Raw genomic sequence first — 26,188 nt, forward strand, 5'->3', positions numbered from 1 at the left:
CGCGATGCGCGAACTTTTCGACGATGTCCCAGAACAATCTCCGTTCGATCCGCAGGAGGCGGTGCGGCGCCACATCCGCACGCCCCAGCGCAAGCGATTCTACACCGGCGCCGGCGTCGCCGAGGCCGATGGCGGATTTTCGATCACGCTCGACGGCAAGCCGATCCGCACGCCGTCCGGCAAGCCGATCGCGGTGCCGACGCGGGCCATTGCGGACACGGTGGCGGCGGAATGGAATGCGCAGCGCGAGACCATCGATCCCATGACCATGCCGCTGACGCGGCTTGCCAACAGCGTGATCGAGGGGGTGATCGATCGCATCGACGAGGTCGCCGACGATGCGGCCAAGTTCCTCGGCAGCGACCTCTTGTTCTACCGGGCCGGCCATCCAGAGACGCTGGTGGCGCGCGAGGCCCAGCACTGGGATCCGATCCTGTTCTGGGCCGCCGACGCGCTCGGCGCCCATTTCGTGATGGCCGAGGGGGTGATGCATGTCGGCCAGCCCGAGCCTGCGATCAAGGCGGCGCGGGCGGCGTTCCCGACCGACCCATGGTCGGTCGCGGCGCTCCATGTGGTGACGACGCTGACCGGCTCGGCGCTGCTGGCGCTGGCGCTCGCCCATGGCGTCCGCGACGAGGACCAGGTCTGGGCCGCCGCCCATGTCGACGAGGACTGGAACATCGAGAAATGGGGCGTCGACGAGGAGGTCGCCGTCCGCCGCGCCGCCCGCCAGCTCGATTTCAAGGCCGCCGCCGGCGTGCTCAGGGAGCTCAAGCCGGCCGCCGGTTAACGAGGGGTTTACGGCGCCGGGCTAGCCTGCGGCACGTTCCTCGCGCAGGGCCGAGACCTCCGACATGGCACTCGCCATCAATCCCGTGCTGCCGGTGCTCGCCTCGAAGGAGGTGGACGGCGTTGCGCCGGACCTCAAGCTTGAGGCCGGCAGCGTCGTCAATGCGCAGGTGCTGAAAGTGCTGTCCGCCGATCTGGTGCGGATCGCGATCGCGAGCCTGTCGATCGACGTCCAGACCGAGGTGCCGCTGCAGCAGGGCCAGAACCTGCAGCTCGCAGTGTCGCAGACCAATGACGGCATCCGCCTGCAGCTGGTCGGGCCGGGGCCGGACACCGGCGATGCCGTACGGCTGTCGCCGGCAGCGGCCAACGCCACCGATGCCGCCCAGCCGGTCGCCACGGCACCGAAGGCTGTATTGACGCCGCTGGAGCGCGTCACCATCACCGCGACGGCGCAGACCGCGGCGGCGGTGCAGGGAAGCCAGGCGCCGCTGTTCGCCAATCTCGCCGCGGTCGCCTCGGCCAATCTGCCGCCGAAGCTGCAGGCCGCGATCGCGCAGGTGCTGGCGCAGCAGACCGGTCTCGACGAGAATTTGAGCGGCGATGCGGTCAAGACCGGCTTGCAGAAATCCGGCCTGCTGTTCGAGGCGACGGTGGCGGCGGGCATTGCGCCCGCGAGCGGCAGCGCGCCCGATCTAAAGGCCGCGCTGATCGTGCTGCGCCAGGCGCTGACCTCGCTTGGTACCGCTGATGCCGGCAGGCCCGCGTCCGCCACACCGCTCCAGCAACCGGCGCAGGCCAGCGCCGCGACGGCGCCGAGCCTCATGCCATCCGGCACGCCAGACCTCGACGTTCAGGAGATCTTGCTGCCGCAGGCCCGCCTGCCGGTCGCCGAGGATGTCACCCGCGGCACCACAGGGTTCGCAGGGGCGCTCGCGGATGCGCTCGATGCCGGCCCGTCCTCCGGCGGCGCGCTCAATCTCATTCAGCAAGCGCTGCACGAACTCGGCAACCCCGCACGGCAAGGCGCCGCGCCGAGGGAGATGCTGCCGGGCGAGGTGCCGGTACGCGACAACACACCGCCACCGCCGTTTCACGGTGCGCTGCCGTCGGCGCAGGCCGTCGCCGAGCCGTCGATCGCCCCAAACGCGCCACTCGCGACCGCCGCGCATCGCCTGCTGGAAAACACCGACGCCGCGCTGGCGCGGCAGACGCTGCTGCAGGTCGCCTCGCTGCCGGACCGCGGCGACGCTACGCGGCCGCAGCTCGACGCCATGCTGCCGCGCTGGAATTTCGAGATCCCGTTCCTGACCCCGCAGGGCACGGCGATGGCGCAGTTCGAGATTTCCCGCGACGGCGGCGGCAATGAGGTCGAAGCCGCCAAGCGGGTGTGGCGCGCGCGCTTCACGCTCGATATCGAGCCGGCCGGCCCGGTGCACGCGCTGGTGTCGCTGAACGGCGAGCGCACCTCGGTGCGGATGTGGGCCGAGCGTCCCTCGACCGCCGCGCAACTGCGCGCCGGCGCTTCCGAGCTGAGCCGGGCGCTGACCAGGGCCGAGCTCACGCCCGGCGACATCGAGATCCGCGACGGCACCCCGCCGCAACCCGCACCCGCCCGCGCCGGCCATTTCCTGGACCGCGCATCATGAGCGAGGCCAACAACCAGCTCGCGGTCGCGCTGCATTACGACCACGCCGGTGCGCCGCGCGTGGTGGCAAAAGGCAAGGGCGCGATCGGCGCCAAGATCATCGAGGTCGCCAAGGCCAACGACATCCCGATCGAGGAGAACGAGGTGTTGGCCGGCGCGCTCTCCAATGTCGAGCTCGGCGACGAGATTCCGGCCGAGCTCTACAAGGCCGTCGCCGAGGTGCTGGTGTTCGTGCTGCGGATGTCGGGCCGGGCGCGCTAGCGGGCGCGTTTTCGAGCGAAGCGGGCACCGGTTCGCGTGAAGAAAACGCGACAGACAAGTGAGTCTTCTTGCCATCCTTTCACCACGATGGCATCCACCATCGTCGTCAATGCGAACCTGCCCAGGACTTGTCGTGATCCATCGCCGCCATGCGCTCGGTCTGCTTGCTGCCGCTACGATCCTGCCATCGCGCAGCTTCGCCAATGTGTCCTACCAGCGCAGCGAGTTTCGCGAGGAGCTGCAAAAGCGGTTCTTCGAGCTCGGCACCGAGGGCACCTTCGTCGGCTACAAGGTCGAGGACTATCTGATCATCGCCAGCGACAAGGTCCGCTCGGGCGAGGGCAGGCTGCCGGCCTCGACCTTCAAGATCCCGAACGCGCTGATCGCGCTCGAGACGGGGGTGGTGCAGGACGCCGACAAGGACGTCTTCAAGTGGGACGGCACAACCCGCAGCATCGAGGCCTGGAACAAGGATCACACGCTGCGCTCCGCGCTCGCGGTGTCGGCCTTTCCGGTGTTCCAGGAGATCGCCCGCCGAATCGGCGAGGAGCGGATGAAGAAATATCTCGAGATCATCGACTACGGCAACCGCGACATCGGCGGCGGCATCGACCAGTTCTGGGTGACCGGCAATTTGCGGATCGATCCAGTGCAGCAGATCGATTTCCTCGACCGGCTGCGCCGCGGCGTGCTGCCGGTCGACAAGCGCAGCCAGCAGCTGGTGTGCGACATTCTCCCGGTGACGAAAGTCGGCGACGCCGTCATTCGCGCCAAGACCGGCCTCACCGACAAGGAGCACGGCTCGCTCGGCTGGCTGGTCGGCTGGGCCGAGAAGGGCACCGACATCACGGTGTTCGCGATGAACATGGACTGCAAGACGCAGGCGCAGACCGATGCGCGGATGAGCGTCACGCAGCAATGCCTCACCGATATCGTCGCGCTGTGATGACCTGATCTGCGTGTTCATCGCTGGCTGGCGCTACGTAGCTCGACTAGCATCCTCCGATAAAATCAAGCGGAGGAATCATGCATTCAGCAACAGTCTGGCTCTCGTCGCTCACGCTGGCCGCGGCCGGCGGCTGGCTCGCGGCGACGGTGTTCTCGGTGCCGGCCACCAGCAAGGAGCCGCGCTTCCCGCAGCTCACGATGGAGCAGCTCAGCGACCTGCAAAAACCGCTCGGCGAGCAGATCATGAAGGTGTCGAGCGTCGGCATCGGCGGTCCCTACAATCCGATGATCCGGAGCCCGGTGCTCGGCCAGCGGCTCTACGATCTGTTCTATTATCTGCGCTGGCAGACCTCGGTGCCGACACGGCTGAACGAGTTCGCGATCCTGATCATCGGCCGGCAGTGGCGCTCGCAGGTCGAGTGGTTCGCGCACGCGCCGCTCGCCGCCAAGGCCGGCCTGCCACCCGACGTCATCGCGGAGCTCAAGGCCGGCAACCGGCCGTCGAAGATGGCCGACGACGAGGCGGTCGTGTACGACTTCGTCACCGAGCTGACCACGACCAAGAAGGTCTCCGACGAGACCTATGCGCGGGCCAAGAAGATTTTCAACGATCAGCAGATCGTCGACCTCACCGCGGTCGCCGGCAATTACGTGATGGTGGCGATGATCCTGGCGATGGCGGAGGAGACCGTGCCGCCTGGCAAGGAGGAGCCGTTCAAGGTTGGTGAGAAGTAGGGGCGGCGCGGACTCCGTTCACCTCGCCCCGCGTGCGGGGAGAGGTCGGAACGCATCGCAGATGCGTTCCGGGTGAGGGGACTCTCCTCAGGCACAGCTATCACCGTGCAAGAGGAAGCAGCCCCTCATCCCAACCCTCTCCCCGTAAGAGCGGGAGAGGGAGTAGGGCGCCGTCGCTATTGGCGCCCGATCGCTCGCTGCAAGGTCGGCATCAGCTTCGGGTCGCGGCATTGCGCGACGTTGAAGCGCATGAAGGCGGCGGCCGTCTGCGAGGCGCTGAACACGTTGCCGGGCGCCAGCACGACATTGTCCGTTAGCGCCAGCCGCGCCACGTCGGCGGAGTCGCACCCGTCGGGCAGATGGCACCACAGATAGAAGCCGCCGCGCGGCATCAGCCAGGGTGTGACGCCGATGCGCTGCAGTTTGTCGCCGACGTCGCGGCGGGCGCGGGCAAGGCGCCGGCGCAGCTCCTCGACATGCTTGCGATAGAAACCGCTCGACAGCACGCTGGCGATGATCTCGGTGGCGACCGCGCTCGGGCCGCCGAAGCCGGTCGCGACCTGGAGATCGACGAGATCCTCGATCCAGTCCGCCCGCGCGGCGATGAAGCCGCAGCGCACCGATGCCGACAGCGTCTTGGAGAAGCTGCCGATCCGGATCACGCGGCTCAGGCCATCGAGCGCGGCGAGCCGCGCCGAAGGCTCCGGCTCGAAGTCCGCAAAGATGTCGTCCTCGACGATGGTGAGATCATGGGCGGTGGCGGCATTCAGCACGCGGTGCGCGGTCTGCGGCGACAGCGTCGCACCGGTCGGATTATGCAGCGCCGAGTTGGTGACATAGAGCCGCGGCCGCTCGGCGGCCAGTGTCGCCTCGAAGCTTGCGACATCGGGGCCCGATGCCGTGTAGGGCACGCTGACGATGCGAACCTGATGCGCGCGCAGCAGCGCCCGGAAATTGAAATAGCAGGGATCGTCGACCAGCACAGTGTCGCCCGGCCGCAGCAGGAAGCGGCAGACGAGGTCGATCGCCTGCGTGCCGGACGCGGTCAGCAAGAGCTGCTCGGGTGGCACCTCGAGGCCCTCGTCGGCAAACCGCGCCATCAGGATCCGACGCAGCGTGAGCGAGCCGCGCGTCGCGCCGTAGTCGGAGAGCACCGCGTCGTCGGCCCGCGCGAGGCCGCGCAGCGCGCGCCGCAGCGCCTCGGTCGGCATCCACTCGGCGGGCAGCCAGCCGCAGCCGGGTTTGAGCGCGCCAGTCTCGGCATCGAGCGATTGCCGCGACACCCAGAACGGATCCACCGCGCGGTCGCGCTGCGGCTCGTCCTTTGCGAGCGCGAGCGGCGGCAGCGCCGTGGACGAGACATAGAAGCCGGAGCCGGGCCGGGCGCGGATCAGGCCCTCGGCCACCAGCCGGTCATAGGCCTCGACGACGGTGGAGGGCGACACGCCCATGGTCGTGGCCAGGCCGCGGATCGAGGGCAGGCGGTCGTCGGCGACCAGCGCGCGGCTCGCCACCTTGGCGCGGATCGCGTTCATCACGTCGGTGGTCCGCGTCGCCTTTGGCGCATCGGATTGCTGTTGCAAGTGTATGCCTACCTTTGCCCATACAGTTTTACGATATTGTACTGATCTGTAGCTGCCTTGGCGAGCCTCCGCCGGCTATGGTCGGTGCGAGGTCGGACTCGGCTTCACCTCGCCCCGCCTGCGGGGAGAGGTCGGAACGCATCGCCAGATGCGTTCCGGGTGAGGGGGAGTCCCCACGGGTTCGGCCGTTACCGAGTATGCGGGGCGGCCCCTCACCCCAACCCTCTAAGAGCGAGCTTCGCTCGTCTCGGCCCCGCAAGAGCGGGGCGAGGGGGCGCAGTTACGTTTTGGGAAGCAAAGTACGATGGACAAGGCTTCGATCGACGGCTGGGGCAGCGGCCTGCTCGGCGTGATTATCTTCAGCGGCTCGCTGCCGGCGACCCGCGTGGCCGTGGCAGGGTTCTCGCCGCTGTTCTTGACTTCGGCGCGGGCGGCGATCGCGGCGCTGCTCGGCGCCGCGCTGCTTGCGGCGCTGCGGCAGCCCTGGCCGCAGCGCAAGGATCTGGTGTCGCTGACCATCGTCGCACTCGGCGTCGTGATCGGCTTTCCGCTGCTCACCGCGCTCGCGCTCCAGCACATCACCTCGGCGCATTCGATCGTGTTCATCGGGCTGCTGCCGCTGTCGACCGCCGTGTTCGGCGTGCTGCGCGGCGGCGAGCGGCCTCAGCCGCTGTTCTGGCTGTTCTCCTGCATCGGCAGCGCGACGGTCGGCGCGTTCGCCCTGTCGAGCGGCGGATCGGCGTCGCTGACCGGCGACCTCCTGATGGTCGCCGCCATCATCGTCTGCGGCCTCGGCTATGCCGAAGGCGCGGCGCTGTCGCGGCGTCTCGGCGGCTGGCAGGTGATCTCCTGGGCACTGGTGCTCTCAGTGCCGGTGGTGCTCTTGATGACGATCATGACGCTGCCGCCGAGCTGGCAGGGCATCGGTGCGCCGGCCTGGCTCGGGCTCGCTTATGTCTCGATCTTCAGCATGCTGGTCGGTTTCGTGTTCTGGTATCGCGGCCTTGCGATCGGCGGCATCGCCAGCGTCGGCCAATTGCAGCTGCTGCAACCGTTCTTCGGCCTCGCGCTGGCCGGCCTGTTGCTGCACGAGCAGGTGCCGTGGTCGATGATCGTGGCGACCATGCTCGTCGTCGTCTGCGTGGTGTTCGCGCGCCGCTTTGCTTGACGTCTGTCTCTCCTCACGGTGAGGAGCGCGGAACGCGCGTCTCGAACCATGAGGCCACAGGCGGGCCTGCATCCTTCGAGACGCCAGCAATCGACGCGCACGCTGTCAATTTGACCGGCCGTGCGTGGCGTCAGGAAGCGGGCGCTAGGCGGGCTCTTGCGCTTTCCCGATCCGCCCGAGATGGGTGAAGCCGAAGCCCTTGGAATATTTCAGCCCGTAGCCGAGCGCGCGGTCGATCCCGATATGGGCGAGCCAGATCATCGCGATCGACAGCACCAGCGGCGCCGCGGCGGCAAAGCCCAGCGTCATCAGCGCGACCGGCGCCAGATAGCTGTGGGCGGCGTTGTAGACGATGGCGCCGACCCGCGGGCCGGCGAGATAGGCCGCGAAACTCAAATCCGGCACCAGGAACAGCAGGACATAGACCAGCCACGAGCCCTCCCATTGGGCATAGAGCACGGTCATGCCGAGGAACAGCACGAGGCCCTCCAGCCGGAGCAGGGTGCGCACCCCGCCGGTCGGTGCGCCGGTCTCGACCGTGGCCGTGCTCGTGTCGGTCATCGCCTTCTCCCCAGATATCGGAAAATCCTACCGTTTTTGCGCCCGAACCCGTCCACAACCGCCTTTCCGGTTCCGAAATGGCCGTGCTAAGCCATTTCCGAACGAAGCGGACCTCGGCTCGCGCCGGGACGCGGACTGTAGCTAACACGGGCGGAAACAAATGAAAGATATCCTCGATACCCTCGAAGAGCGGCGCGCCGGCGCCAAGCTGGGCGGCGGCGAAAAGCGCATCGAGGCGCAGCACGCCCGCGGCAAGCTGACCGCCCGCGAGCGGATCGAGCTCCTGCTGGACAAGGGCTCGTTCGAGGAATTCGACATGTTCGTCGAGCACCGCTCGATCGAATTCGGCATGGAGAAGACCAGGATCCCCGGCGACGGTGTCGTCACCGGTTGGGGCACGGTCAACGGCCGCAAGACGTTCGTCTTTGCCAAGGATTTTACGGTGTTCGGCGGCTCGCTTTCCGAAACCCACGCGCTGAAAATCACGAAACTGCAGGACATGGCGATGAAGGCGAGGGCGCCGATCATCGGCCTCTATGACGCCGGCGGCGCGCGCATCCAAGAGGGCGTCGCGGCGCTCGCGGGCTATTCCTATGTGTTCCGCCGCAACGTGCAGGCTTCGGGCGTGATCCCGCAGATCTCCGTTATCATGGGGCCGTGCGCCGGCGGCGACGTCTATTCGCCGGCAATGACGGACTTCATCTTCATGGTGAAGAACACCAGCTACATGTTCGTCACCGGCCCCGACGTGGTGAAGACCGTCACCAACGAGGTGGTGACCGCCGAGGAACTCGGCGGCGCCTCGGTGCACGCGACGCGCTCCTCAATCGCCGACGGCGCGTTCGAGAACGACGTCGACGCGCTGCTGCAGATGCGCCGCCTGATCGACTTCCTGCCCTCGAACAACAGCGACGGCGTGCCGGAATGGCCGAGCTTCGACGATATCGGGCGGGTCGACATGTCGCTGGACACGCTGATCCCCGACAATCCGAACAAGCCCTACGACATGAAGGAATTGATCCTCAAGGTCGTCGACGAGGGCGACTTCTTCGAGATCTCGGAGACCTTTGCGAAAAACATCGTCACCGGCTTCGGCCGCATCGCCGGCCGCACCGTCGGCTTCGTCGCCAACCAACCGATGGTGCTGGCGGGCGTGCTTGACAGCGACGCCTCACGCAAGGCCGCGCGCTTCGTTCGGTTCTGCGATGCTTTCAACATCCCGATCGTCACCTTCGTCGACGTGCCGGGCTTCCTGCCGGGCACCGCGCAGGAATATGGCGGCCTGATCAAGCACGGCGCAAAGCTGCTGTTCGCCTATTCGCAATGCACGGTGCCGCTCGTCACCATCATCACCCGCAAGGCCTATGGCGGCGCCTTCGACGTCATGGCCTCGAAGGAAATCGGCGCCGACATGAACTACGCCTGGCCGACCGCCCAGATCGCCGTGATGGGCGCCAAGGGCGCGGTGGAGATCATCTTCCGCTCTGACATCGGCGACCCAGACAAGATCGCCGCGCGCACCAAGGAATACGAAGACCGCTTCCTGTCCCCTTTCATCGCCGCCGAACGCGGCTACATTGACGACGTCATCATGCCGCATTCGACCAGGCGGCGGATCGCGCGGGCACTGGCGATGCTGAAGGACAAGAAGGTCGAGATCCCCGCGAAGAAGCACGACAATCTGCCGTTGTGAGGTGAGTGTAGGGTGGGTTAGCGCAAGCGTAACCCACCATCTTCGCCCGCACGATCCGTGGCGGGTTGCGGCTTCCGCCTTCGCTCGCTGCGCTACGCGGACGCAGTCGCGTAACCGGCCCTGCGAACAGAGAGCTGAGCTCAGCCCCATTCCAACCCTTTACGCTGAAAGGGGCGGACAGTCCGTCACGGCAGGCAGGACAAACTAGTTGAGGATGGCGTTTGAGATGGCATCGTGGTCGAAGGCGTTCACGACGACCACCAGATCGAGCCCGGGCACGATGAAAAGGCGTTGGCCGCCGCTGCCGTACGCGGCGATCCAGATCAGGTCGTGACCGTTCAGCAAGGAACGGCCAAGCCACCAGTGATAACCATAGTAGACGGCCACGTGCCCTCCGGCGTTAACCCGCGGCTTGGTCGACTCGGCGATCCACGCGGCGGGCAGGACCTGTCTGCCGTTCCAGCGTCCATCATTCGCGACGAGTTGGCCAAGCTTGGCGACGTCGCGCGGCCGTAGCCGCAATCCGGCAAAGGCCACGAGTTCGGCACTGCCGGTAAAGCTGAGCCACTCGACATCAGTGATGCCGAGCGGTTCGAACAGCTTGTCTCTGACAAAAGCATCGATCCGTTGGCCGACGCTCTTGGCAAGGGCCGCAGCCAGGAGGCTGGTGGCGCCGCCGCTATAGTTGAACGATACGCCGGGCGGGAGCGCCATCCGCTGTTGCAGAACATAGCGGTAGGGATCTTTCGCTTCGAGCAGATGCCGTTCGTTGTTCGCCTGACTGTTCCAGCCGCGCGCTTCATCCCACCGTAGACCGTGCGACATGGTGAGCAGGTGCCGGAACGTGATGCGAGCGTTCCTCGTCGTACGAAGATCGGCGTATTCGGGGAAGTAGTCGATAACACGGGAATCTAGCGGCGGAAATTGTCCCTCGCTGATCGCCAAGCCGATCAGAAGTGAGGTTACGCTCTTCGAGATGGAGCGGATGTCGTGCTTCGTTTCCGCCGAAAATTGAACCGGTGCCGACCACTCCATCCACCGCCGCTCCCGGCCGGCGAAATAGCGCTCGAACACAAGCTTGCCGCGCCGCACGATGACAACGGCGTGAACGTTGCGCTTGGGCCATTGTTTGAGAAACGCGTCGAGTCCGGAGAGGCTTTCGGCATCGAAGCCGACCTCGGCGGGAGCCGCAACGACCCATCCGTCGTCGAGCGTTGAACAGGCTAACATTTGATTTGAGCCCGAATCGGATGACCAAGAGCTAGCGCGCGCCTGAAGCGTAGCGATTTCTTGCGAAAATGAACACGGCGGGTTACGGCTTCCGCCTGACCCGCCCTACAGGTCCGAACCCGATGACCGAAGACCAGCCGACCGACGAGATCTCCGAGATCGAGGCGCAGATCGAGGAGCTTGCCGAGAGCGCCGAGCGCTCCCGGCGGATCATTCTCGGCTCGAAGGTCGCGATCGCAGGCGGGTTCGCGTTGCTGGCCGTCGCGCTGCTCGGGCTGTTGGGCGCCGGTCAGACTGCGGCACTCGGATCGATCGCACTGGTGCTCGGCGGTATCGTGTCGCTCGGCTCGAATGTCAGCACGTTGCGGCAGACCGAGGCAGCGATCAGCACCGCCGAGGCGCGCCGCGCGCGGCTGATCGGCAATATCGACCTGCGGCTGGTTCACGACGCGCCGCTGAAGCTGATGTGAGGCGCGGCGGGCGCGCAAAGCGGCGCCGCAAACTCAGTCTCGTCCTGACGAAAGCCAGGACTCATTATCCCAAGTCTCAATTGTTGCGCGACGCTGGGGCCGCGATCCCGTTCATCACCGAAATGCGGTGGTAATGGGTCCCGGCTTTCGCCGGGACGACAGCGGAGGGAGTTACTTCGACGCCAGCGGTACGTAGTCGTATTCGCCGACGCCTTGCAGGATCAGGAACGTCAGCGACGTCGTGCCGGCGTTGGTGACGAGGTGAGGGCGGGTCGGGCGGACGGCGTAGACTTCGCCGACCTTCAGGTTCACTTCCTCCTTGGGCTCCTGCAGGAACAGCCGCATCTGGCCCTCCAGCACGTAGAAGGTGTCCGAGATGTTGCTGTGGGTGTGCCACGGCACCTTCTGGGTCGGCGAGAGTTGCAGCTCCATGATGCGGAAGCCGGGGCGGGCGGCGTGCTGGGCGCGGCGCTCGACTTCGTAGAGATGGCTGGCGTCCTTGACCGGTTGTCCTGGCTTCATGGCGGCCTCCCTGTGGTGTTGTCCCGTCGGGCGGGAAGGCGATGATGCTAGTCCCGTTCTGCCGCGCGCGGAACGGCCGGAATGGTCATGGCGGGCGCGCACAGTGCGTAGGGCGGGGCAGCCGTAACGCGCCCGGCAAGACCTCACTTCATCCCCATGCAGTTCGCATAGAATGTGGTCGTCGCCGGCCAGTCGGAAAACATCGCGCGGACGCCGACCTGTCTTGCCAGCACGTCGAGCACGGTCAACGTGTCGCCGTCGCGGTCGATCGCCGCCTTCACCGACTTGTGGTAGAACGCACCGCCTCGGTTGAGCGGCCCGTCGCGCTCCAGCGACCAGCCGATCAGATCGAGGCCGGCGGCCTTCGCTGCCCTGGCGTAAGCCGACGGGACGATCTCGCCCTTGTCGTTCAGCGCCAGCATCGCGAAGATCGGCGGTCCCAGGATCGCGACGCCGGAGGCCTTCAATTCCTGCATCGACGGCTTCCAGGTCTCCGGCCGGTTCGGATCGAGGCCCGCTTTCTCGTAGCGGTCCTCGAGATAGAGCGCCTGGCTGGCAAAGTCGGGTTCGGTCTTCACCCAATAGAGGATGTCCTTAAGGCTGAAGCTCTGTGGGAACACGTCGCTCGGCGGAATGCCGGCGGCCTTGTAGGCGGCGAGCATCTGGGTCGCATATGTCTCCTGGGTGTAGTCGCCGTCGAACGGCATCGCCACCTCCGGCGCCTTCAGCTCGGGCGTGAATTTTGCGCCGAGACTTTTGATCAAGGCGATGCTCTCGTCATGGCTCATCAGCGTGCCGGAATTGGCGTAGAGGTCGGTGCGCCAGCGCGGCGTGCCGTTCTGGTACTCCTCGGGCGTCCTCGCATCCGGATTGAAGCCGTCCATTTTCGCGGTGAGCCGCTTGAATTCGGCGAGCGTGATGTCGCTGGTGCAGCACTTCGCCGAGGCCTTCCTGCCGGCGGCGGGATCGGCCGGGCTGAAGGGTTGCGTGCATTTTGAAGCGAGATCCGGCACCGTCAGGATGTTGGTCGTGGTGTGCAGGTCGCATTGCGAGTGCCGGCACACCAGCTGGCGGTCCCTGGTGAAGGTGACGTCGCATTCGATCACGCCGGCGCCCATCCGTGCGGCGGCGAGATAGGATTCGCGGCTATGCTCGGGAAATTGCAGCGCGGCGCCGCGATGGCCAATCGAAAAATCGGTCTTGTGGAACGGCCCGGTGCATTGGCTGAGCTGCTGCTTCAGGGGCCCGTCCTTCATCTTGTCGACCAGATAGAACGGGCGCGGCCCGAGCTGCGCCTCGCGCGGCAGCGCGATCTCCCCGGCGGCGACGGGCAGCGCGGCGCCGAGGGCGAGCAGGAACGAGAGCAGGGCGGTGCGGTGACGGGCAAGCATGGGTGATCCCCCTGATCAGGCATTGTCAGCAGGCCGACATATCACGGAGCATATGCCGACCGCCTGTGCGAATGAAACCATGGAGGAAAACCAATGCCCGCAGCCTATTTCGTCGTCCGCGCCACCGTCACGGACATCGCCCGGCGTGCCGCCTTCGACGCCTGGTATTCGCGCGAGCATCTGCCGGACGCGATGAAATCGTTCGGCGCCGAGCGCGCCTGGCGATGCTGGAGCCTGAGCGATCCCTCGCTGCACCAGGCGACTTATCAGTTCGCCGACGAGAAGGCGCTCGAGCGCGCGGTGAGCAGCGATCACATGAAGCGGTTGGTCGCCGACTTCAACCGTGACTGGCCGGAGGTGACACGCACGCGCGATCTCCTGGTGCTGGCGGAGGAGGCGACGGCGGCATGATGGTTGCGTGACGTCACGACGTCGACAACGCTCGAGTTCCATGAAACGTGAACGCGCGGTTCAGCGAGCGTTCAGCTCGCGAGGCAAAAACTTACTGCTGCAGTTGGTCCAACTCGGCAACAAAGGGAAACGCTCATGGAACGCCGGGATTTTCTGAAGATGGCCTTCGGTGTCGCCGCCGGAGCCGTCACCTTCGCAGCGACGGCGCAGGCGGCGCCGCTCGCGCCGCTTCCCCTCAACCAGGATGCACGCGCACCAGCGGCTGGCGAAGCGCATCCCGCCGTCACCACGGCCGAGGAGGTCGGCCGCATGAAGCCCGAGCAAGTACGCTGGCATCATCGCCATTGGGGTTGGCGTCACCGGCACTGGCACCGCAGGCATTGGGGCTGGCGTCGCCACCATTGGCGCCGTCATCACTGGCGCCGCTGGTGATATCGACTCCATGACGAAAAGAAAAACCCCGCGCCAGGCGGGGTTTTGTTAGTTCGGAATCTGCCGCGATCAGATCGGGCGGCAACGGCCGTAGCGCCAGACGAAGCCGTACGGGCAGGCGCGGACACGCGGCGCCACCACGACGGGGCGCTCGACCACGACCGGCGGGCGCACGACAACGGCGCCCGGCGCGACGACGACGCCGCGATTCCTGACGCAGCCGCCATAGGGGCCACGGTGCCAGCCGGGGCCGCAGCCACCGGCCGCATCAGCGGCGCTGATGCCGGCGAATGCGGTCGTCACCAGAACTGCTGCAGCAAAAAGATACTTCATGTCTTCTCCTTTTTTATTTTGGGCCGCGCTGCGGCACCGCAACAAACTTTCGTCTACCGATTCGCCCGGCCGGATCATTGCAGACGGCGTGCCCGATGTCGCCGACCATAATGTTGCGGCCTGAATGCGACATGAATGTTGCAGCTCACGGCTGCGTCAGCACGCCGCAAGCCGGCTCAGCATCACTTCGAAATATTTCGCGGACGCCGGGCAGCCGCGCGCTGTTGGCGAGCGTAGGAGAATACATCGGAAGGCGAGGCAAACGAGACCGGCGGTTCATCGACGCTTGCCCGAAGGCGCACCGCTACTGGTCTGGGCCGAACAGCGCGGCAAATCGCTTCTCGCCGTTGCGCGAAAAATTGACCACGCGGCTGCCCGGTGCAGCGTCGCGCGCGGCCCATTTCAGTTCCGTGAAGCGGTCCATCATGGCAGCGCCCAGCGTGCCGGCGAGATGATGCCGCCGCTCGCTCCAGTCGAGGCAGGCCTTGCACACCGGCCGGCGCGGATGCGTCAGCGCATCGGCGTCGATCTGCAGCTCCTCGGCCATGAAGCGCTTGCCTTCGCCGGTGAGCTCGATCGCCTGCTTGCTCTGGCGGACCAGCTTCTGCCGCTTCATGCTGTCGAGCATCTGAACGCCGAGATCGCCCGCGAGATGGTCGTAGCAGATGCGGGCGCGGCGCAGCGCCGGATCCTTCGGCCCGGTGCGCACCCGCATATGGCCGGCGCGGGCGGCAATGCCCTGCAGGCCTTCCAGCACGTCGGCGACGTCGGGGTCGGAGAGGCGGTAGTAGCGGTGGCGGCCCTGCTTCTCGGGCTCGATCAGCCCGCCGGCCTCGAGCTTGGAGAGATGCGAGCTCGCCGTCTGCGGCGTGATGCCGGCCTCCTGCGCCAGCTCACTCGCGGTCAGCGCCCGGCCGGTCATCAGCGCGGTCAGCATGTTGCAGCGCGCGGGATCGCCGACCAGAGCGGCGATCCGGGAGATGTCGGGTCCTGCTTTCATAGTTCGATGATAGCCGAAGCATCGAGGTCGGACAAGCCGCTATTGTTCACCGGGCCGTCATTGCGAGGATTGCTTCGCTGACGCTCGCAATAACGGAAACATGACTGGAGGCCATCAATGACCGTCACCGTCTTCATCCGCTACCAGCTCGATCCGTTCAAGCGCGCGATGTTCGAGGAGTATTCGCGGAACTGGCTCTCGATCATCCCGCGCTGCGGCGGCGACCTCATCGGCTACTGGATGCCGCATGAGGGAACCAACAACATCGCCTTTGCGCTGATCTCGTTCGACAGCCTTGCCGCCTATGAGGCCTATCGCGCGCGGCTGCGCCAGGACAAGGAGGGAGTGGCGAACTTCAACTTCGCGGAAGAAAACCGCTTCATCCTCGCCGAGGAACGGACATTTCTCCGCAAGGTCGAGGTATAGTAGGGCCACAACAGCAATGTGCGGGAGGCGCCCATGATCGCAGTGATCTTCGAAGTCTGGCCCAAGCCTGAGCAACGGGATCTCTATTTCGACCTCGCCGCCGAGCTGAAGCCGATCCTGCAGGAGATCGACGGCTTCATCTCGGTCGAGCGGTTCGAGAGCATCACCGAGAAGGGCAAGTTCGTGTCGCTGTCATTCTTTCGCGACGAGGCTGCGGTGGAAGCCTGGCGCAACACGATCGAACATCGCCGTACCCAGGCCAAGGGCCGCGCGCGGATCTTCGAGAACTACCGGCTGCGGGTGGCAAGCGTGATCCGTGATTACGGCCTGAACGAACGCGATCAGGCGCCGAAGGACAGCCGCGCGGCGCATGAGCCGCACTAGCGGGCGGATGCGTGGGTGCCTATCTGTGCGCGGCCAATGACTCCAGGGAGCGACCAATGCCACTGCCAACTGCTGACAAACGCGCCGCCTTCAGGAAGCTGCATGAGAGCGGGTGCTTCATCATTCCGAATCCGTTCGATGTCGGCAGCGCCCGCGCCTTGCAGCATCTCGGCTTCAAGGCGCTGGCGTCGACCAGCGCGGGCTTTGCATGGACCATCGCCAAGGCCGACAACCGCGTCACCGTCGATGACGTCTGCGACCACCTGACCGCACTGTGCGCGGCGGTCGATATTCCCGTCAATGCGGATTTCGAGGGCGGCTTCGCGGTCGAGCCCGACAAGGTCGCCGCCAATGTCGCGCGCGGCGTCAAGACCGGCGTCGCCGGGCTTTCCATTGAGGATTCCACCGGAGACGCCGCCAACCCGCTGTTCGAGCACAAGCTTGCGGTGGAGCGCATCAAGGCGGCGCGCAAGGCCATCGATGCCGACAACAGCGGTGCGTTGCTCACCGGCCGCTGTGAGGCATTCCTGTGGGGCAAGAAGGACATCAATCTGGTGATCGAACGGCTGCAGGCCTATTCGGAAGCAGGAGCGGACGTCCTTTATTCGCCGGGCATCGCGACCAAGGAGGAGATTTCCGCGGTTGTGAAGGCGGTGGCGCCAAAGCCGGTCAATCTGTTGATCGGCGGCGCGTCGGAGCTGACGCTGCAATCGGTCGCCGATCTCGGCGTGCGCCGGATCAGCGTCGGCGGAGCGCTTGCGCGGATGGCCTGGACCGGCGTGATGAAGGCGGCCAAGGAGATGGCCGAGAAGGGCACCTTCACGGAATTCGCCAACGGCTATCCCGGCGGCGAGCTCAACAAGATGTTCAAGTAGACTCACACGCAAAAAAGCAGCGGGCCGCCGGGGCCCGCTGCTTCATCGCTCACGATAGCGAGCGGATTACTTGTTCTTGTCGCCGGTCGAGTCGGCCGGCGCCGCCGAGCGGTCGATTTCCTGTCCAGTCGGCTTGTTGGCCGATGGAGAGGCCGGCTGCGCAGGTGCCGCGCCCGTGGTCGTGCCGGGCTGGCTGTTCGGCTTCGGCGTCACGTCGCGCATGCCCGGAGGCGGCGCGGCCGGATTGGCCGGCTGCTGCTGCGCGGTCTGCGCTGACGGCGTGGTACCCGCCTCATGCACCGAGGTATTGTTCAAGCCGTAGAACAACGCACCGAGCACCACGGCCACCGCGACGGCGAACATCGCGATCTTGGTGGTGCTGGCCGGTCCCTCCTGGAGTTCCGGGTCCGGCTGCAGCTCGTTGTCCAGGCTGTTGAAGCGCGCCTGACGGCGCATTTCGTCCTCGGTCAGGTTGGCGCGATACGGATCGTCAGGTTGATGGGCCATTGCAAAGTTCCTCCGTTAGCACCTGAAAGCTAAACGCAGAGGACAATGGCTGGCGCGCGAGGATGTTCCGCGCCAATGTTGCAACCTGTTCATGCAGGAACCGCCGATTCCTCGGGTTCCAACCTGTTTCATGAGGCCTTTTCAATGTGGACCATGCCGCCCACCGATTCGGTGCTGCACTTGCTCTCGTTCATTGCGGTTGCGGCGCAGTCGATGACGGCGGCGCTGGCGGCAGGCAGGCGCAGCATGGATTGGGCCGGCGTCTGCATGCTCGGCGCGATCACCGCGCTCGGCGGCGGCACCATCCGCGACGTGCTGCTCGGACATTATCCGCTGCTCTGGGTCGCGCACCCGATCTACCTTGCGGTCGCGGCGGCGGGCGCCTTCGCCACCATCCTGCTGGCGCGGCTCGTGCACCGGCTCAACCTCGCATTCCTGGTGCTCGATGCGATCGGACTTGTGGTGTTCACCATGGCCGGTTGCGACGTGGCCTCACAAGTCGACGTCCCGCTGCCGATCGTGATCGTCGCCGGCATGATCACCGGCTGCGCCGGCGGCGTGCTGCGCGACATCCTCTGCAACGAGGTGCCGCTGTTGTTTCGCAGCGAGCTCTACGCCAGCGTCTCCGTGGTGACCGGACTGTTTTATGTGACCGGCTCCGGGCTGCAGGTGAACGCCCAGCTCTGGACCGCGCTGACCTTCGCACTCGGGCTGACGTTCCGCATGCTCGCAATCCGCTACCGATGGGAGATGCCGAAATTCGTGTTCAGCGACGAGGAGCGCTGAACGGCTATTTCGCCGTCCGCGCCTTGGCGACCTCGTCCGCGGTGACGGCCGGCGCCGCGTTACCCCAGGCATTGCGGATGTAGGTCGCAACGTCCGCGACCTCCTGGTCGGTGAGCTTGGGATAGGCCGGCATCGAGCCGCCGTTCGGGGCGCGCGGCGTGGTCACGGTCTGCGCGCCGTCGAGGATGATGCGCAGCGTGCTCGCCGGATTGGCCGATTGCAGATTGGCGTTGCCGGGCAGAGGCGGATAGATCCGCGGCGCGCCGGAGCCGTCGAGTTCATGGCAGGCGATGCAGGCCCCGCGGTAGATGCGTTCGCCATTGCTCATCTGCGCCGGCGAGGGCGGGGTGACCTCCGGCTCCGGCGCGCCGGCAGGCAGGCTCTTCAGATAGACCGCAATCGCGTACACATCGGCGTCGCGCATCTTCGAGGTCGAATTGAGCACCACCTCGGACATCAGGGGGCCGGCATGGCTGTGCCCGTTGCGGCCGTTCTGCAGATATTCGGCGATGTCAGCCACGCTCCATGATTCCAACCCGCCGCGCGCGGCGCCATCGAGCCTTGGCGCGAACATGCCTTGCACCATGCTGCCACCGAGCGCCTGGTCGCGCCTGTCGGCGCCGAAGGCGTTCTTGGGCGTGTGGCAGGCGCCGCAATGGGCGAGGGCCTCGACGAGATAGCGTCCGCGATTCCATTCCGCACCCTTGCCCTGGTCCGGCTGGATGATGCCCGGTGTGAAGAACAGCGCGTTCCACGCCCGCATCAGCACGCGGTAGCTCAACGGCCAGCGCAGCTCCGGCGGCGGCGCCTTGTTGTTGACCGGCGCCAGCGTCGCGAGATAGGCACGGATCGCCAGGATGTCGTCGCGGATCAGCTTCGTGAAGTAGGGGTAGGGGAAGGCGGGATAATAATGCGCGCCGCTCGGCGCGACGCCGATCCGCAGCGCGCGGAGGAAATCGTCGTCGCTCCAGCCGCCGATGCCGGTATCGCGGTCGGGGGTGAGGTTCGGCGAGAACACCGCACCGAACGGCGTGTCGATCCGCTTCCCCCCGGCAAAAGGCTTTGCCGGATCGGCCGTGTGGCAGCTGGCGCAGTCGCCGGCGATCGTGAGCGCCTTGCCGCGGGCGATGACGTCGTCGGTCGGCGCGGCGGCGCATTCGCGGGTCGCGAGCGCGCCGCACAACAGCGCTGCAACCAGAATCGCACCCGTCGTTCGAAATCGTCGCCGCATCCGATCACCTTCCGGTCCACAAGACGCGTCACGCCATTTCGCCACGGGCCTGTCCTGCGACAGAAACCGAAACGGCCCTGCAATATTCCCGGCACGAAATTGCGATTTTTGAGCCACGGGCCTGGTCGCCCAGAATTGTGCTGCGCGGGCCGGAAAATCCGACATAGACTGGTTCCAACAAGCTCGGATGACTAGCTAAAAAGCAGTCGTCGCGACCAGCGAAAAGAGGGCTAAATGGGAATCAACCAAGGGCCTATCAGCCTCGACCAGAAATACACCCAGGACACCGGCCACGTTTTCATGACCGGCATCCAGGCGCTGGTCCGCCTGCCGATGGCGCAGATCAGGCGCGACCGCGCCGCGGGCCTCAACACGGCAGGCTTCATCTCCGGCTATCGCGGTTCCCCCCTCGGCGGCTACGACCAGCAGCTGTTCGCCGCCCGCAAGCATCTCGAGCAGTACAACATTAAATTCCAGCCCGGCGTGAACGAGGACCTCGCGGCCACCGCGATCTGGGGCTCGCAGCAGCTCGCCCTGTCGCCGGGCGCCAAATATGATGGCGCGGTCGGCATCTGGTACGGCAAGGGCCCCGGCGTCGACCGCTGCGGCGACGTGTTCCGCCACGGCAATGCGGCCGGCTCCGCCAAGCATGGCGGCGTACTCTGCCTTGCCGGCGACGACCATGGCGCGAAATCCTCCACCGTCCCGCATCAGTCCGACCACGCCTTCATCTCCGCGCTGATGCCCTACCTCTACCCCTCCAGCATCCACGAAATGATCGAGATGGGCCTCCTGGGTATCGCGATGTCGCGCTACTCCGGCTGCTGGGTCGGCATGAAGGTGATCACCGAGACGGTCGAGACGACCGCCGAGATCGACCTCACCGACGAGATGACGCCGTTCGTGATCCCGACCGATTTCGAATTGCCGCCGGGCGGCCTCAACATCCGCTGGCCCGACGACCGCTTCGAGCAGGACCGCCGGTTGCAGGACTACAAGGGCTTTGCCGCGATCGCCTTCGCCCGCGCCAACAAGGTCAACCGCATCACGATGGATTCGCCGAACGCGCGCTACGGCATCATGGCCTCGGGCAAGAGCTACGAGGACATCCGCCAGGCGTTGCGCGAGCTCGGCATCACGCCCGAGATCGCCGCCAAGATCGGCATCCGCCTCTACAAGATCGGCATGCCCTGGCCGCTGGAGCCGGAAGGCGTGCGCAACTTCGCCGTCGGCCTCGAGGAGATCTTCATTGTCGAGGAGCGCCGCGAGATCGTCGAGAACCAGGTCAAGCAGGAGCTGTTCAACTGGCGCGACGACGTGCGTCCGCGCATCGTCGGCAAGATGGACGATCACGACAAGCGCTTCCTGACCTTCGCCGCCGAGCTCAGCGTGGCCTCGCTTGCGAGCTCGCTCACCGAACGGCTGCTTCGACTTAATCTCAATCCTGAAATCGCCGAGATGCTGCGCGCCAAGGCCGACTGGTTCAACGGCCGTCAGTCGACGCAGATGCAGGCGACCGCGCCTGTCAGCCGCACGCCGTATTTCTGCTCGGGCTGCCCGCACAACACCTCGACCAAGGTGCCGGAAGGCAGCCGCGCGCTGGCAGGCATCGGCTGCCACTTCATGGCACTGTGGATGAACCGGTCAACCGAGACCTTCACCCATATGGGCGGCGAGGGCGTGCCGTGGGTCGGCATCGCGCCGTTCACCAACGAGAACCACATCTTCGCCAATCTCGGCGACGGCACCTATTTCCACTCCGGCATTCTCGCGATCCGCCAGTCGATCGCTTCCAAGGCCAACATCACCTACAAGATCCTCTACAACGACGCGGTCGCCATGACCGGCGGCCAGCGCCACGACGGCGATCTCTCGCCGCAGCAGATCACCTTCCAGCTCCATGCCGAAGGCATCCGCGAGATCTATCTGGTCTCGGAGAATCCGGACGCCTATCCGGCCGACACCATCGCGCCCGGCGTCAAGCTGTATCACCGCGACGAGCTCGAGAACGTCCAGAAGATGTGCCGCGACACCAAGGGCACGTCGGCGATCGTGTTCGTGCAGACCTGCGCCGCCGAAAAGCGCCGTCGCCGCAAGCGCGGCCTGATGGAGGATCCGCAGCGCCGCGTGCTGATCAATCCCGCGGTCTGCGAAGGCTGCGGCGACTGCTCGGTGCAGTCGAACTGCATCTCGGTCGAGCCGCTGGAGACGGAGCTCGGGCGCAAGCGCACCATCAACCAGTCGACCTGCAACAAGGATTATTCCTGCGTGAAGGGCTTTTGCCCGTCCTTCGTCACGGTCGACGGCGGCAAGCTCAGGCGGCGCGCGCCGCCCGAGCTCGGCAGCATCGATAATCTGCCGGAGCCGGCCTCCAAGCCCGCGCTCGACCGGCCCTACAACATCGCGGTCGGCGGCGTCGGCGGCACCGGCGTGCTGACGATCGGCGCGCTGCTCGGCATGGCCGCCCATATCGAGGGCAAGGCCTCGATGATCCTCGACATGTCAGGTCTCGCGCAAAAGGGCGGCGCGGTGCTGAGCCACGTCCGGCTCTCCGAGCACACCGCCGACGTGACCTGCTCGCGCATCGTGACCGGAACGGCCGATCTGGTGCTTGCGGCCGACGAGGTCGTGGCGGCGTCGAAGGACACCATCACGCTGTGCGATGCGAGCCGCACCGTCGGCATCATCAACAGCCACGTGATCCCGACCGCGGACTTTATCCTGAACCGCGACTTCAACTTCCAGAGCCGCAAGGTCAACAGCGTGCTGGAGACCGAGCTGCGCAAGGACTCCGCGTTCTTCGACTTCACCAAGCCGGCCGAAGCGCTGCTCGGTGACTCCATCGCCACCAACATCATGATGATGGGCTTTGCCTATCAGCGCGGGTTGCTGCCGCTGTCGGCGGAGGCGATTCTGCAGGCGATCGAAGTCAACGGCGTATCGATCAAGATGAACACCCAGGCGTTCCAGCTCGGGCGCCTGGCCGCCGCCGATCCGGCACGGCTGAGCGGCATGATGAAGGGCGACGACGAAATCGCGCCACCGAAATCGCTGGATGCGATGTCGCTGGACGAGATCATCACCCATCGCATGGCGTTCCTGACCGACTACCAGAATGCACGTCTGGCAAAGCGCTATCGCAAGCTGGTCGACCAGGTGCGCGACGCCGCCACCAAGGGCGGCTATGGCGAGGCGCTGCCGCGCGCGGTCGCGATCAACTACGCAAAGCTGCTCGCCTACAAGGACGAGTATGAGGTGGCGCGGCTGTTCACCGACGGCCGTTTCGAGAAGCAGCTGCGCGATCAGTTTGAGGGCGAGTTCAAGTTCAACTTCAATCTGGCGCCGCCGATCCTCGGCGGCGGGCTCGACGCGCAGGGCAGGCCGAAAAAGCGCGCCTTCGGTTCGTGGATGATGTCGGCCTTCAGGGTGCTGGCGAGATTCCGCTTTCTGCGCGGCACGCCGCTCGACATCTTCGGCTACAACGCCGACCGCAAGCTGGAGCGCGATCTGATCGCGGGCTACGAGAAGGATGTCGCGACCGTGCTCGGCCTGCTGTCGCCGCTCAATCACGACATCGCGGTCGAATTGCTGGCGCTGCCCGATCGCATCCGCGGCTACGGTCCGGTGAAGGACAAGGCGATCAAGGAGGCGAAGGTTCGCTACGCGCAACTCGCCGCCGACCTCGCCAACCCGCCGTCCGCGCCGCGGCAGATGGCGGCGGAGTAGGTTAGCCACAAATTCGGTGTCGTCCCGGCCTAGTGCGCAATTGCGCACGGGAGCCGGGACCCATAACCACCGCACTTTGTTGTAGCGCGACGCTGGGGCCACAGCTCACTCTCACCACACAATCCTGTGGTTATGGGTCCCGGCTTTCACCGGGACGACATCTGTGTTTTGGGCGCGCGCACTGTGCACATGCTACAGTCTCGCCTGACGGAATATTTCCGCGCTTGCCAAGGTCGCGTCGTCGGTTCAGAAAAACGCTCGAGCGAAGAAACGCCAGCGGAGAGCGATTTGACCATCAAGGGCAAGGCCTACATTGCCGGGATCTACGAACATCCCACCCGGCACGCACCCGATAAATCAACAGCACAGCTGCACGCCGAGGTCGCCAAGGGCGCGATCGAGGACGCCGGGCTCACGAAGGACGACATCGACGGCTATTTCTGCGCCGGCGACGCGCCGGGCGGGCTGTGGCCGATGGTCGATTATCTCGGCCTCAACACCAAGAAGCTGCGTCATGTCGACTCCACCGAGACCGGTGGCTGTTCCTATCTGATCCATCTCGGCCACGCCGCCGAGGCGATCGCCGCGGGCAAATGCTCGGTCGGGCTGGTCACGCTGGCGGGCAAACCGCGCACCGGCCCGATGCCGCCGCGCGCCTCGGGCGCCGAGGCCGATTTCGAATCCGCCTACGGGGCTACCACGCACAATGCCTATGGCATGTGTGCCATGCGTCATATGCACGACTACGGCACCACCTCCGAGCAACTCGCCTGGATCAAGGTCGCGGCCTCGCATCATGCGCAATACAATCCGCATGCGATGCTGAAAGAGGTCGTCACCGTCGAGGACGTGCTGAACTCGCCGATGATCTCCGATCCGCTGCATCGGATGGATTGCTGCGTCGTCACCGACGGCGGCGGCGCGATGATCGTCACGACGCCCGAGATCGCCAAGAGCCTGAAGAAGCCGCTGGTGCGCCTGATCGGCCATGGCGAGGCGATGAAGGGCCCGCGCGGCGGCAAGGATCTCGATCTGACCTACTCCGCCGGCGTGTGGTCCGGTCCGCGTGCCTTCGAGGAAGCGGGCGTGACGCCGAAGGACATCAAATACGCCTCGATCTATGACAGCTTCACCATCACGGTGCTGATGCAGCTCGAGGACCTCGGCTTCTGCAAGAAGGGCGAGGGCGGCAAGTTCGTCGCCGACGGCAATCTGATCTCGGGCGTCGGCAAGCTGCCGTTCAACACCGACGGCGGCGGTCTGTGCAGTAACCATCCCGTCAATCGCGGCGGTATGACGAAAATCCTCGAGGCTGTGCGCCAGTTGCGCGGCGAGGCGCATCCGAAGGTGCAGGTGAAGAACTGCGACCTCGCGATCGCCCACGGCACCGGCGGTCTGCTCGGCGTTCGCCACGCCGCCTCAACCTGCATTCTGGAGCGTGCGTGATGTCTGAAGCGAAGAAGTACAATGCCCCGGTGACCAACCCGGAGACCGCGCCGTTCTGGGAGGCGGCGAAGGCGGGCAAGTTCATGATCAAGCGCTGTAACACCTGCGGCGAAGCGCACTACTTCCCGCGCGCGATCTGCCCGTTCTGCTTCTCGGACAAGACGGTGTGGGAAGAGTCGAGCGGCGAGGCCACGGTCTACACCTACAGCCTGATGCGGAAGTCGCCGACCGGTCCCTATGCGATCGCCTATGTGACGCTGAAGGAAGGTCCGTCGCTGCAGACCAACATCGTCGATTGCGATCTGGAGAAGGTGAAGATCGGCCAGAAGGTGAAGGTGGTGTGGAAGCCGACCGACGGCGCCCCGCTGCCGTTCTTCACGCCGGCCTGATTTTACCCTCTCCCCTTGTGGGAGAGGGTGCCTTCGCTGAAAGCGAAGGCGGGTGAGGGGTCTCTCTCCGCGTAGAGAATCTCTCTGTGGCGCGAACCCCTCACCGAAACGAGTTTGAGACGACTGCCGGTGCTGCCCTCTCCCACAAGGGGAGAGGGCGCAGTAATGGGCACCGTGCCGTTAAGAATACATTCGGGGAGAAAACAACAATGCCGATCGTGTACGAACAGCTGATGGCCCTGAAGAATCTCGGCCAGAAATACAGCTACGCCGACCGCGACGTGATGCTCTATGCCTATGGCATCGGCCTGGGTGCCGATCCGATGGACGAGAAGGAGCTCGCTTTCGTCAATGAGGGCGTGCTGACGCCGCGCCCGCTCAAGGTGGTGCCGACGTTTGCCTCGGTCGCGGCCTGGGGCGCCGGTCCCGGCGAGATGAATCTTAACCGCGTCATGGTGGTCGACGGCGAGCGCGACATCACCTTCCACAAGCCGTTCGCGACCGCCGCGCACATCACGGCCGACTCGACCGTGCTCGACGTGTTCGACAAGGGCAAGGACAAGGGCGCGGTGATCCGCCACCAGACCGTGCTGAAGGACGAGAAGGGCGACAAGCTCGCCACGCTGGTCGCCTCGCGCTTCGCCCGCGGCGATGGCGGCTTCGGCGGCCCGTCCGACGGCCAGCCCGAGCCGCACAAGGTGCCGGAGCGCGCGCCGGACAAGGTGGTCGACATCACGACGCGGCCCGACCAGGCGCTGGTCTATCGGTTGTGCGGCGACCGCAACCCGCTGCATTCCGATCCGGAGTTCGCCAGGAAGGCCGGCTTCCCGCGGCCGATCCTGCACGGCATGTGCACCTACGGCATCACCTGCCGCGGCGTGCTGCAGACCTATGCCGACTACGATCCGTCCGCCTTCAAGCAGCACGTGGCGCGGTTCTCCTCGCCGGTGTTCCCCGGTGAGACCGTGACCATGGAGCTGTGGAAGGACGGCAATGTGGTGTCGTTCGAGGCCAAGGTGAAGTCGCGCGGCGTTACCGTGATCAAGAGCGGCAAGACGGTGCTGGCGTAGCAACGCTCGACGGCCGTCGACTCCCTCGCCCCGCTCTTGCGGGGAGAGGGTGGGGTGAGGGGCTTTCTCCGCAACGGTGGTCTTGCGGACAGACCTGTACCCCTCACCCGGATCGCAAGGGCGATCCGACCTCTCCCCGCAGGCGGGGAGAGGTGAAGAAGAAAGAACAAAAC

Annotated in this window: 27 protein-coding genes; 18 read left to right on the plus strand and 9 right to left on the minus strand. The window is 65.7% G+C overall.

From position 1 onward, the window contains the following. Positions 1-4 precede the first annotated feature (4 nt). The 5 genes from J2R80_RS25425 (at position 5) to J2R80_RS25445 (ending at position 4,381) form a co-directional block, all read left to right on the plus strand. Positions 5-790: an ATP12 family chaperone protein gene (locus tag J2R80_RS25425; RefSeq protein ID WP_253639643.1), complete on the plus strand. Its 786-nt coding sequence runs from the start codon at positions 5-7 to the stop codon at positions 788-790. A gap of 64 nt (positions 791-854) precedes the next feature. Continuing rightward, positions 855-2,438, plus strand: a complete 1,584-nt coding sequence (locus J2R80_RS25430; RefSeq protein ID WP_253639644.1) for a flagellar hook-length control protein FliK — start codon at positions 855-857, stop codon at positions 2,436-2,438. Then, positions 2,435-2,698 carry an EscU/YscU/HrcU family type III secretion system export apparatus switch protein gene (locus J2R80_RS25435; protein WP_028335488.1) on the plus strand — a complete coding sequence of 88 codons (264 nt, stop codon included), beginning with the start codon at positions 2,435-2,437 and terminating at the stop codon, positions 2,696-2,698. The genes J2R80_RS25430 and J2R80_RS25435 overlap by 4 nt, the downstream gene beginning before the upstream one ends. 133 nt (positions 2,699-2,831) lie before the next feature. Next, positions 2,832-3,644 carry a class D beta-lactamase gene (gene blaOXA, locus J2R80_RS25440; protein ID WP_141340976.1) on the plus strand — a complete coding sequence of 271 codons (813 nt, stop codon included), beginning with the start codon at positions 2,832-2,834 and terminating at the stop codon, positions 3,642-3,644. An 80-nt stretch (positions 3,645-3,724) separates the two neighbouring features. Continuing rightward, a complete protein-coding gene (locus tag J2R80_RS25445; protein ID WP_028335490.1) occupies positions 3,725-4,381 on the plus strand; it encodes a carboxymuconolactone decarboxylase family protein in 657 nt (218 codons plus the stop codon). A 176-nt stretch (positions 4,382-4,557) separates the two neighbouring features. Here J2R80_RS25445 and J2R80_RS25450 read toward each other — a convergent pair whose 3' ends face one another. Further along, positions 4,558-5,916 carry a PLP-dependent aminotransferase family protein gene (locus tag J2R80_RS25450; protein WP_253641032.1) on the minus strand — a complete coding sequence of 453 codons (1,359 nt, stop codon included), beginning with the start codon at positions 5,914-5,916 and terminating at the stop codon, positions 4,558-4,560. Between the two features lie 352 nt (positions 5,917-6,268). Between J2R80_RS25450 and J2R80_RS25455 the strand changes: the two genes are divergently transcribed. After that, positions 6,269-7,132: a DMT family transporter gene (locus J2R80_RS25455; protein WP_253639645.1), complete on the plus strand. Its 864-nt coding sequence runs from the start codon at positions 6,269-6,271 to the stop codon at positions 7,130-7,132. A gap of 144 nt (positions 7,133-7,276) precedes the next feature. Here the strand turns inward: J2R80_RS25455 and J2R80_RS25460 are convergent, their stop codons facing one another. Further along, positions 7,277-7,693: a DUF4260 domain-containing protein gene (locus J2R80_RS25460; RefSeq protein ID WP_028335494.1), complete on the minus strand. Its 417-nt coding sequence runs from the start codon at positions 7,691-7,693 to the stop codon at positions 7,277-7,279. Between the two features lie 160 nt (positions 7,694-7,853). On the opposite strand from J2R80_RS25460, the gene J2R80_RS25465 reads away from it, so the two are divergent. Continuing rightward, positions 7,854-9,386: an acyl-CoA carboxylase subunit beta gene (locus tag J2R80_RS25465; protein WP_076831336.1), complete on the plus strand. Its 1,533-nt coding sequence runs from the start codon at positions 7,854-7,856 to the stop codon at positions 9,384-9,386. 204 nt (positions 9,387-9,590) lie between these two features. Here J2R80_RS25465 and J2R80_RS25470 read toward each other — a convergent pair whose 3' ends face one another. Then, the gene (locus J2R80_RS25470) at positions 9,591-10,616 is read right to left on the minus strand and encodes a serine hydrolase (protein WP_253639646.1); all 1,026 of its coding nucleotides are present in this window, start codon (positions 10,614-10,616) and stop codon (positions 9,591-9,593) included. Positions 10,617-10,738: 122 nt separating this feature from the next. Between J2R80_RS25470 and J2R80_RS25475 the strand changes: the two genes are divergently transcribed. Next, positions 10,739-11,086, plus strand: coding sequence for a hypothetical protein (locus J2R80_RS25475; protein ID WP_225646218.1), 348 nt, complete (start codon positions 10,739-10,741; stop codon positions 11,084-11,086). Between the two features lie 171 nt (positions 11,087-11,257). Here J2R80_RS25475 and J2R80_RS25480 read toward each other — a convergent pair whose 3' ends face one another. Together J2R80_RS25480 and J2R80_RS25485 are read right to left on the minus strand one after the other, a co-directional pair. After that, on the minus strand, positions 11,258-11,608 hold the full coding sequence (locus J2R80_RS25480; RefSeq protein WP_018272103.1) for a cupin domain-containing protein: 351 nt from the start codon (positions 11,606-11,608) through the stop codon (positions 11,258-11,260). 143 nt (positions 11,609-11,751) lie between these two features. Continuing rightward, complete coding sequence (locus tag J2R80_RS25485; protein WP_057015960.1) at positions 11,752-12,999, minus strand: glycerophosphodiester phosphodiesterase family protein; 1,248 nt, start codon at positions 12,997-12,999, stop codon at positions 11,752-11,754. Positions 13,000-13,092: 93 nt separating this feature from the next. Here J2R80_RS25485 and J2R80_RS25490 point away from each other — a divergent pair, with 93 nt between their 5' ends. Together J2R80_RS25490 and J2R80_RS25495 are read left to right on the plus strand one after the other, a co-directional pair. Next, positions 13,093-13,410, plus strand: coding sequence for a hypothetical protein (locus tag J2R80_RS25490; RefSeq protein WP_057015961.1), 318 nt, complete (start codon positions 13,093-13,095; stop codon positions 13,408-13,410). A 135-nt stretch (positions 13,411-13,545) separates the two neighbouring features. Next, positions 13,546-13,842 carry a twin-arginine translocation signal domain-containing protein gene (locus tag J2R80_RS25495; protein WP_057015962.1) on the plus strand — a complete coding sequence of 99 codons (297 nt, stop codon included), beginning with the start codon at positions 13,546-13,548 and terminating at the stop codon, positions 13,840-13,842. 69 nt (positions 13,843-13,911) lie between these two features. Here the strand turns inward: J2R80_RS25495 and J2R80_RS25500 are convergent, their stop codons facing one another. Next, positions 13,912-14,175: a GCG_CRPN prefix-to-repeats domain-containing protein gene (locus tag J2R80_RS25500; RefSeq protein WP_028338226.1), complete on the minus strand. Its 264-nt coding sequence runs from the start codon at positions 14,173-14,175 to the stop codon at positions 13,912-13,914. A gap of 304 nt (positions 14,176-14,479) precedes the next feature. Further along, positions 14,480-15,175: a helix-turn-helix transcriptional regulator gene (locus J2R80_RS25505; RefSeq protein WP_026192884.1), complete on the minus strand. Its 696-nt coding sequence runs from the start codon at positions 15,173-15,175 to the stop codon at positions 14,480-14,482. Positions 15,176-15,292: 117 nt separating this feature from the next. Here J2R80_RS25505 and J2R80_RS25510 point away from each other — a divergent pair, with 117 nt between their 5' ends. From J2R80_RS25510 to J2R80_RS25520, 3 genes are read left to right on the plus strand one after another with little or no spacing between them, the layout of a single operon-like run. Further along, positions 15,293-15,601: an NIPSNAP family protein gene (locus tag J2R80_RS25510; RefSeq protein ID WP_050384507.1), complete on the plus strand. Its 309-nt coding sequence runs from the start codon at positions 15,293-15,295 to the stop codon at positions 15,599-15,601. A gap of 33 nt (positions 15,602-15,634) precedes the next feature. Next, on the plus strand, positions 15,635-15,985 hold the full coding sequence (locus J2R80_RS25515; RefSeq protein ID WP_028338223.1) for an antibiotic biosynthesis monooxygenase: 351 nt from the start codon (positions 15,635-15,637) through the stop codon (positions 15,983-15,985). A 56-nt stretch (positions 15,986-16,041) separates the two neighbouring features. Then, entirely contained in the window at positions 16,042-16,860 is an 819-nt protein-coding gene (locus J2R80_RS25520) for an oxaloacetate decarboxylase (RefSeq protein WP_253639647.1), read from the plus strand. Between the two features lie 66 nt (positions 16,861-16,926). On the opposite strand, the gene J2R80_RS25525 is transcribed toward J2R80_RS25520, so the two are convergent. Then, entirely contained in the window at positions 16,927-17,367 is a 441-nt protein-coding gene (locus J2R80_RS25525) for a hypothetical protein (RefSeq protein WP_057015965.1), read from the minus strand. 144 nt (positions 17,368-17,511) lie between these two features. Here J2R80_RS25525 and J2R80_RS25530 point away from each other — a divergent pair, with 144 nt between their 5' ends. After that, the gene (locus J2R80_RS25530; RefSeq protein ID WP_057015966.1) at positions 17,512-18,153 is read left to right on the plus strand and encodes a trimeric intracellular cation channel family protein; all 642 of its coding nucleotides are present in this window, start codon (positions 17,512-17,514) and stop codon (positions 18,151-18,153) included. 4 nt (positions 18,154-18,157) lie between these two features. Here the strand turns inward: J2R80_RS25530 and J2R80_RS25535 are convergent, their stop codons facing one another. Then, positions 18,158-19,384, minus strand: coding sequence for a cytochrome c (locus tag J2R80_RS25535; RefSeq protein ID WP_253639648.1), 1,227 nt, complete (start codon positions 19,382-19,384; stop codon positions 18,158-18,160). Positions 19,385-19,618: 234 nt separating this feature from the next. Between J2R80_RS25535 and J2R80_RS25540 the strand changes: the two genes are divergently transcribed. The 4 genes from J2R80_RS25540 (at position 19,619) to J2R80_RS25555 (ending at position 26,015) form a co-directional block, all read left to right on the plus strand. Continuing rightward, positions 19,619-23,110, plus strand: coding sequence for an indolepyruvate ferredoxin oxidoreductase family protein (locus J2R80_RS25540; RefSeq protein WP_253639649.1), 3,492 nt, complete (start codon positions 19,619-19,621; stop codon positions 23,108-23,110). A gap of 288 nt (positions 23,111-23,398) precedes the next feature. Beyond that, positions 23,399-24,556, plus strand: coding sequence for a thiolase domain-containing protein (locus J2R80_RS25545; protein ID WP_076831315.1), 1,158 nt, complete (start codon positions 23,399-23,401; stop codon positions 24,554-24,556). After that, the gene (locus J2R80_RS25550) at positions 24,556-24,945 is read left to right on the plus strand and encodes a Zn-ribbon domain-containing OB-fold protein (protein WP_076831312.1); all 390 of its coding nucleotides are present in this window, start codon (positions 24,556-24,558) and stop codon (positions 24,943-24,945) included. The genes J2R80_RS25545 and J2R80_RS25550 overlap by 1 nt, the downstream gene beginning before the upstream one ends. 209 nt (positions 24,946-25,154) lie before the next feature. Beyond that, a complete protein-coding gene (locus J2R80_RS25555) occupies positions 25,155-26,015 on the plus strand; it encodes a MaoC family dehydratase (RefSeq protein WP_076831310.1) in 861 nt (286 codons plus the stop codon). Positions 26,016-26,188 lie beyond the last annotated feature (173 nt).

It is taken from the genome of Bradyrhizobium sp. USDA 4541, from assembly GCF_024171085.1.
In the GTDB taxonomy this organism is placed as follows: domain Bacteria; phylum Pseudomonadota; class Alphaproteobacteria; order Rhizobiales; family Xanthobacteraceae; genus Bradyrhizobium; species Bradyrhizobium australafricanum.

Bases quoted from the DNA above. Each gene is read 5' to 3' on its own strand.
- J2R80_RS25470 (WP_253639646.1), bottom strand. From the start codon at position 10,616: ATGTTAGCCTGTTCAACGCTCGACGACGGATGGGTCGTTGCGGCTCCC.
- J2R80_RS25455 (WP_253639645.1), top strand. From the start codon at position 6,269: ATGGACAAGGCTTCGATCGACGGCTGGGGCAGCGGCCTGCTCGGCGTG.
- J2R80_RS25465 (WP_076831336.1), top strand. From the start codon at position 7,854: ATGAAAGATATCCTCGATACCCTCGAAGAGCGGCGCGCCGGCGCCAAG.
- J2R80_RS25480 (WP_018272103.1), bottom strand. From the start codon at position 11,608: ATGAAGCCAGGACAACCGGTCAAGGACGCCAGCCATCTCTACGAAGTC.
- J2R80_RS25555 (WP_076831310.1), top strand. From the start codon at position 25,155: ATGCCGATCGTGTACGAACAGCTGATGGCCCTGAAGAATCTCGGCCAG.
- J2R80_RS25505 (WP_026192884.1), bottom strand. From the start codon at position 15,175: ATGAAAGCAGGACCCGACATCTCCCGGATCGCCGCTCTGGTCGGCGAT.
- J2R80_RS25550 (WP_076831312.1), top strand. From the start codon at position 24,556: ATGTCTGAAGCGAAGAAGTACAATGCCCCGGTGACCAACCCGGAGACC.
- J2R80_RS25515 (WP_028338223.1), top strand. From the start codon at position 15,635: ATGATCGCAGTGATCTTCGAAGTCTGGCCCAAGCCTGAGCAACGGGAT.
- J2R80_RS25475 (WP_225646218.1), top strand. From the start codon at position 10,739: ATGACCGAAGACCAGCCGACCGACGAGATCTCCGAGATCGAGGCGCAG.
- J2R80_RS25490 (WP_057015961.1), top strand. From the start codon at position 13,093: ATGCCCGCAGCCTATTTCGTCGTCCGCGCCACCGTCACGGACATCGCC.
- J2R80_RS25540 (WP_253639649.1), top strand. From the start codon at position 19,619: ATGGGAATCAACCAAGGGCCTATCAGCCTCGACCAGAAATACACCCAG.
- J2R80_RS25485 (WP_057015960.1), bottom strand. From the start codon at position 12,999: ATGCTTGCCCGTCACCGCACCGCCCTGCTCTCGTTCCTGCTCGCCCTC.
- J2R80_RS25425 (WP_253639643.1), top strand. From the start codon at position 5: ATGCGCGAACTTTTCGACGATGTCCCAGAACAATCTCCGTTCGATCCG.
- J2R80_RS25520 (WP_253639647.1), top strand. From the start codon at position 16,042: ATGCCACTGCCAACTGCTGACAAACGCGCCGCCTTCAGGAAGCTGCAT.
- J2R80_RS25525 (WP_057015965.1), bottom strand. From the start codon at position 17,367: ATGGCCCATCAACCTGACGATCCGTATCGCGCCAACCTGACCGAGGAC.
- J2R80_RS25460 (WP_028335494.1), bottom strand. From the start codon at position 7,693: ATGACCGACACGAGCACGGCCACGGTCGAGACCGGCGCACCGACCGGC.
- J2R80_RS25445 (WP_028335490.1), top strand. From the start codon at position 3,725: ATGCATTCAGCAACAGTCTGGCTCTCGTCGCTCACGCTGGCCGCGGCC.
- J2R80_RS25510 (WP_050384507.1), top strand. From the start codon at position 15,293: ATGACCGTCACCGTCTTCATCCGCTACCAGCTCGATCCGTTCAAGCGC.
- J2R80_RS25530 (WP_057015966.1), top strand. From the start codon at position 17,512: ATGTGGACCATGCCGCCCACCGATTCGGTGCTGCACTTGCTCTCGTTC.
- J2R80_RS25500 (WP_028338226.1), bottom strand. From the start codon at position 14,175: ATGAAGTATCTTTTTGCTGCAGCAGTTCTGGTGACGACCGCATTCGCC.
- J2R80_RS25450 (WP_253641032.1), bottom strand. From the start codon at position 5,916: ATGAACGCGATCCGCGCCAAGGTGGCGAGCCGCGCGCTGGTCGCCGAC.
- J2R80_RS25535 (WP_253639648.1), bottom strand. From the start codon at position 19,384: ATGCGGCGACGATTTCGAACGACGGGTGCGATTCTGGTTGCAGCGCTG.
- J2R80_RS25430 (WP_253639644.1), top strand. From the start codon at position 855: ATGGCACTCGCCATCAATCCCGTGCTGCCGGTGCTCGCCTCGAAGGAG.
- J2R80_RS25495 (WP_057015962.1), top strand. From the start codon at position 13,546: ATGGAACGCCGGGATTTTCTGAAGATGGCCTTCGGTGTCGCCGCCGGA.
- J2R80_RS25435 (WP_028335488.1), top strand. From the start codon at position 2,435: ATGAGCGAGGCCAACAACCAGCTCGCGGTCGCGCTGCATTACGACCAC.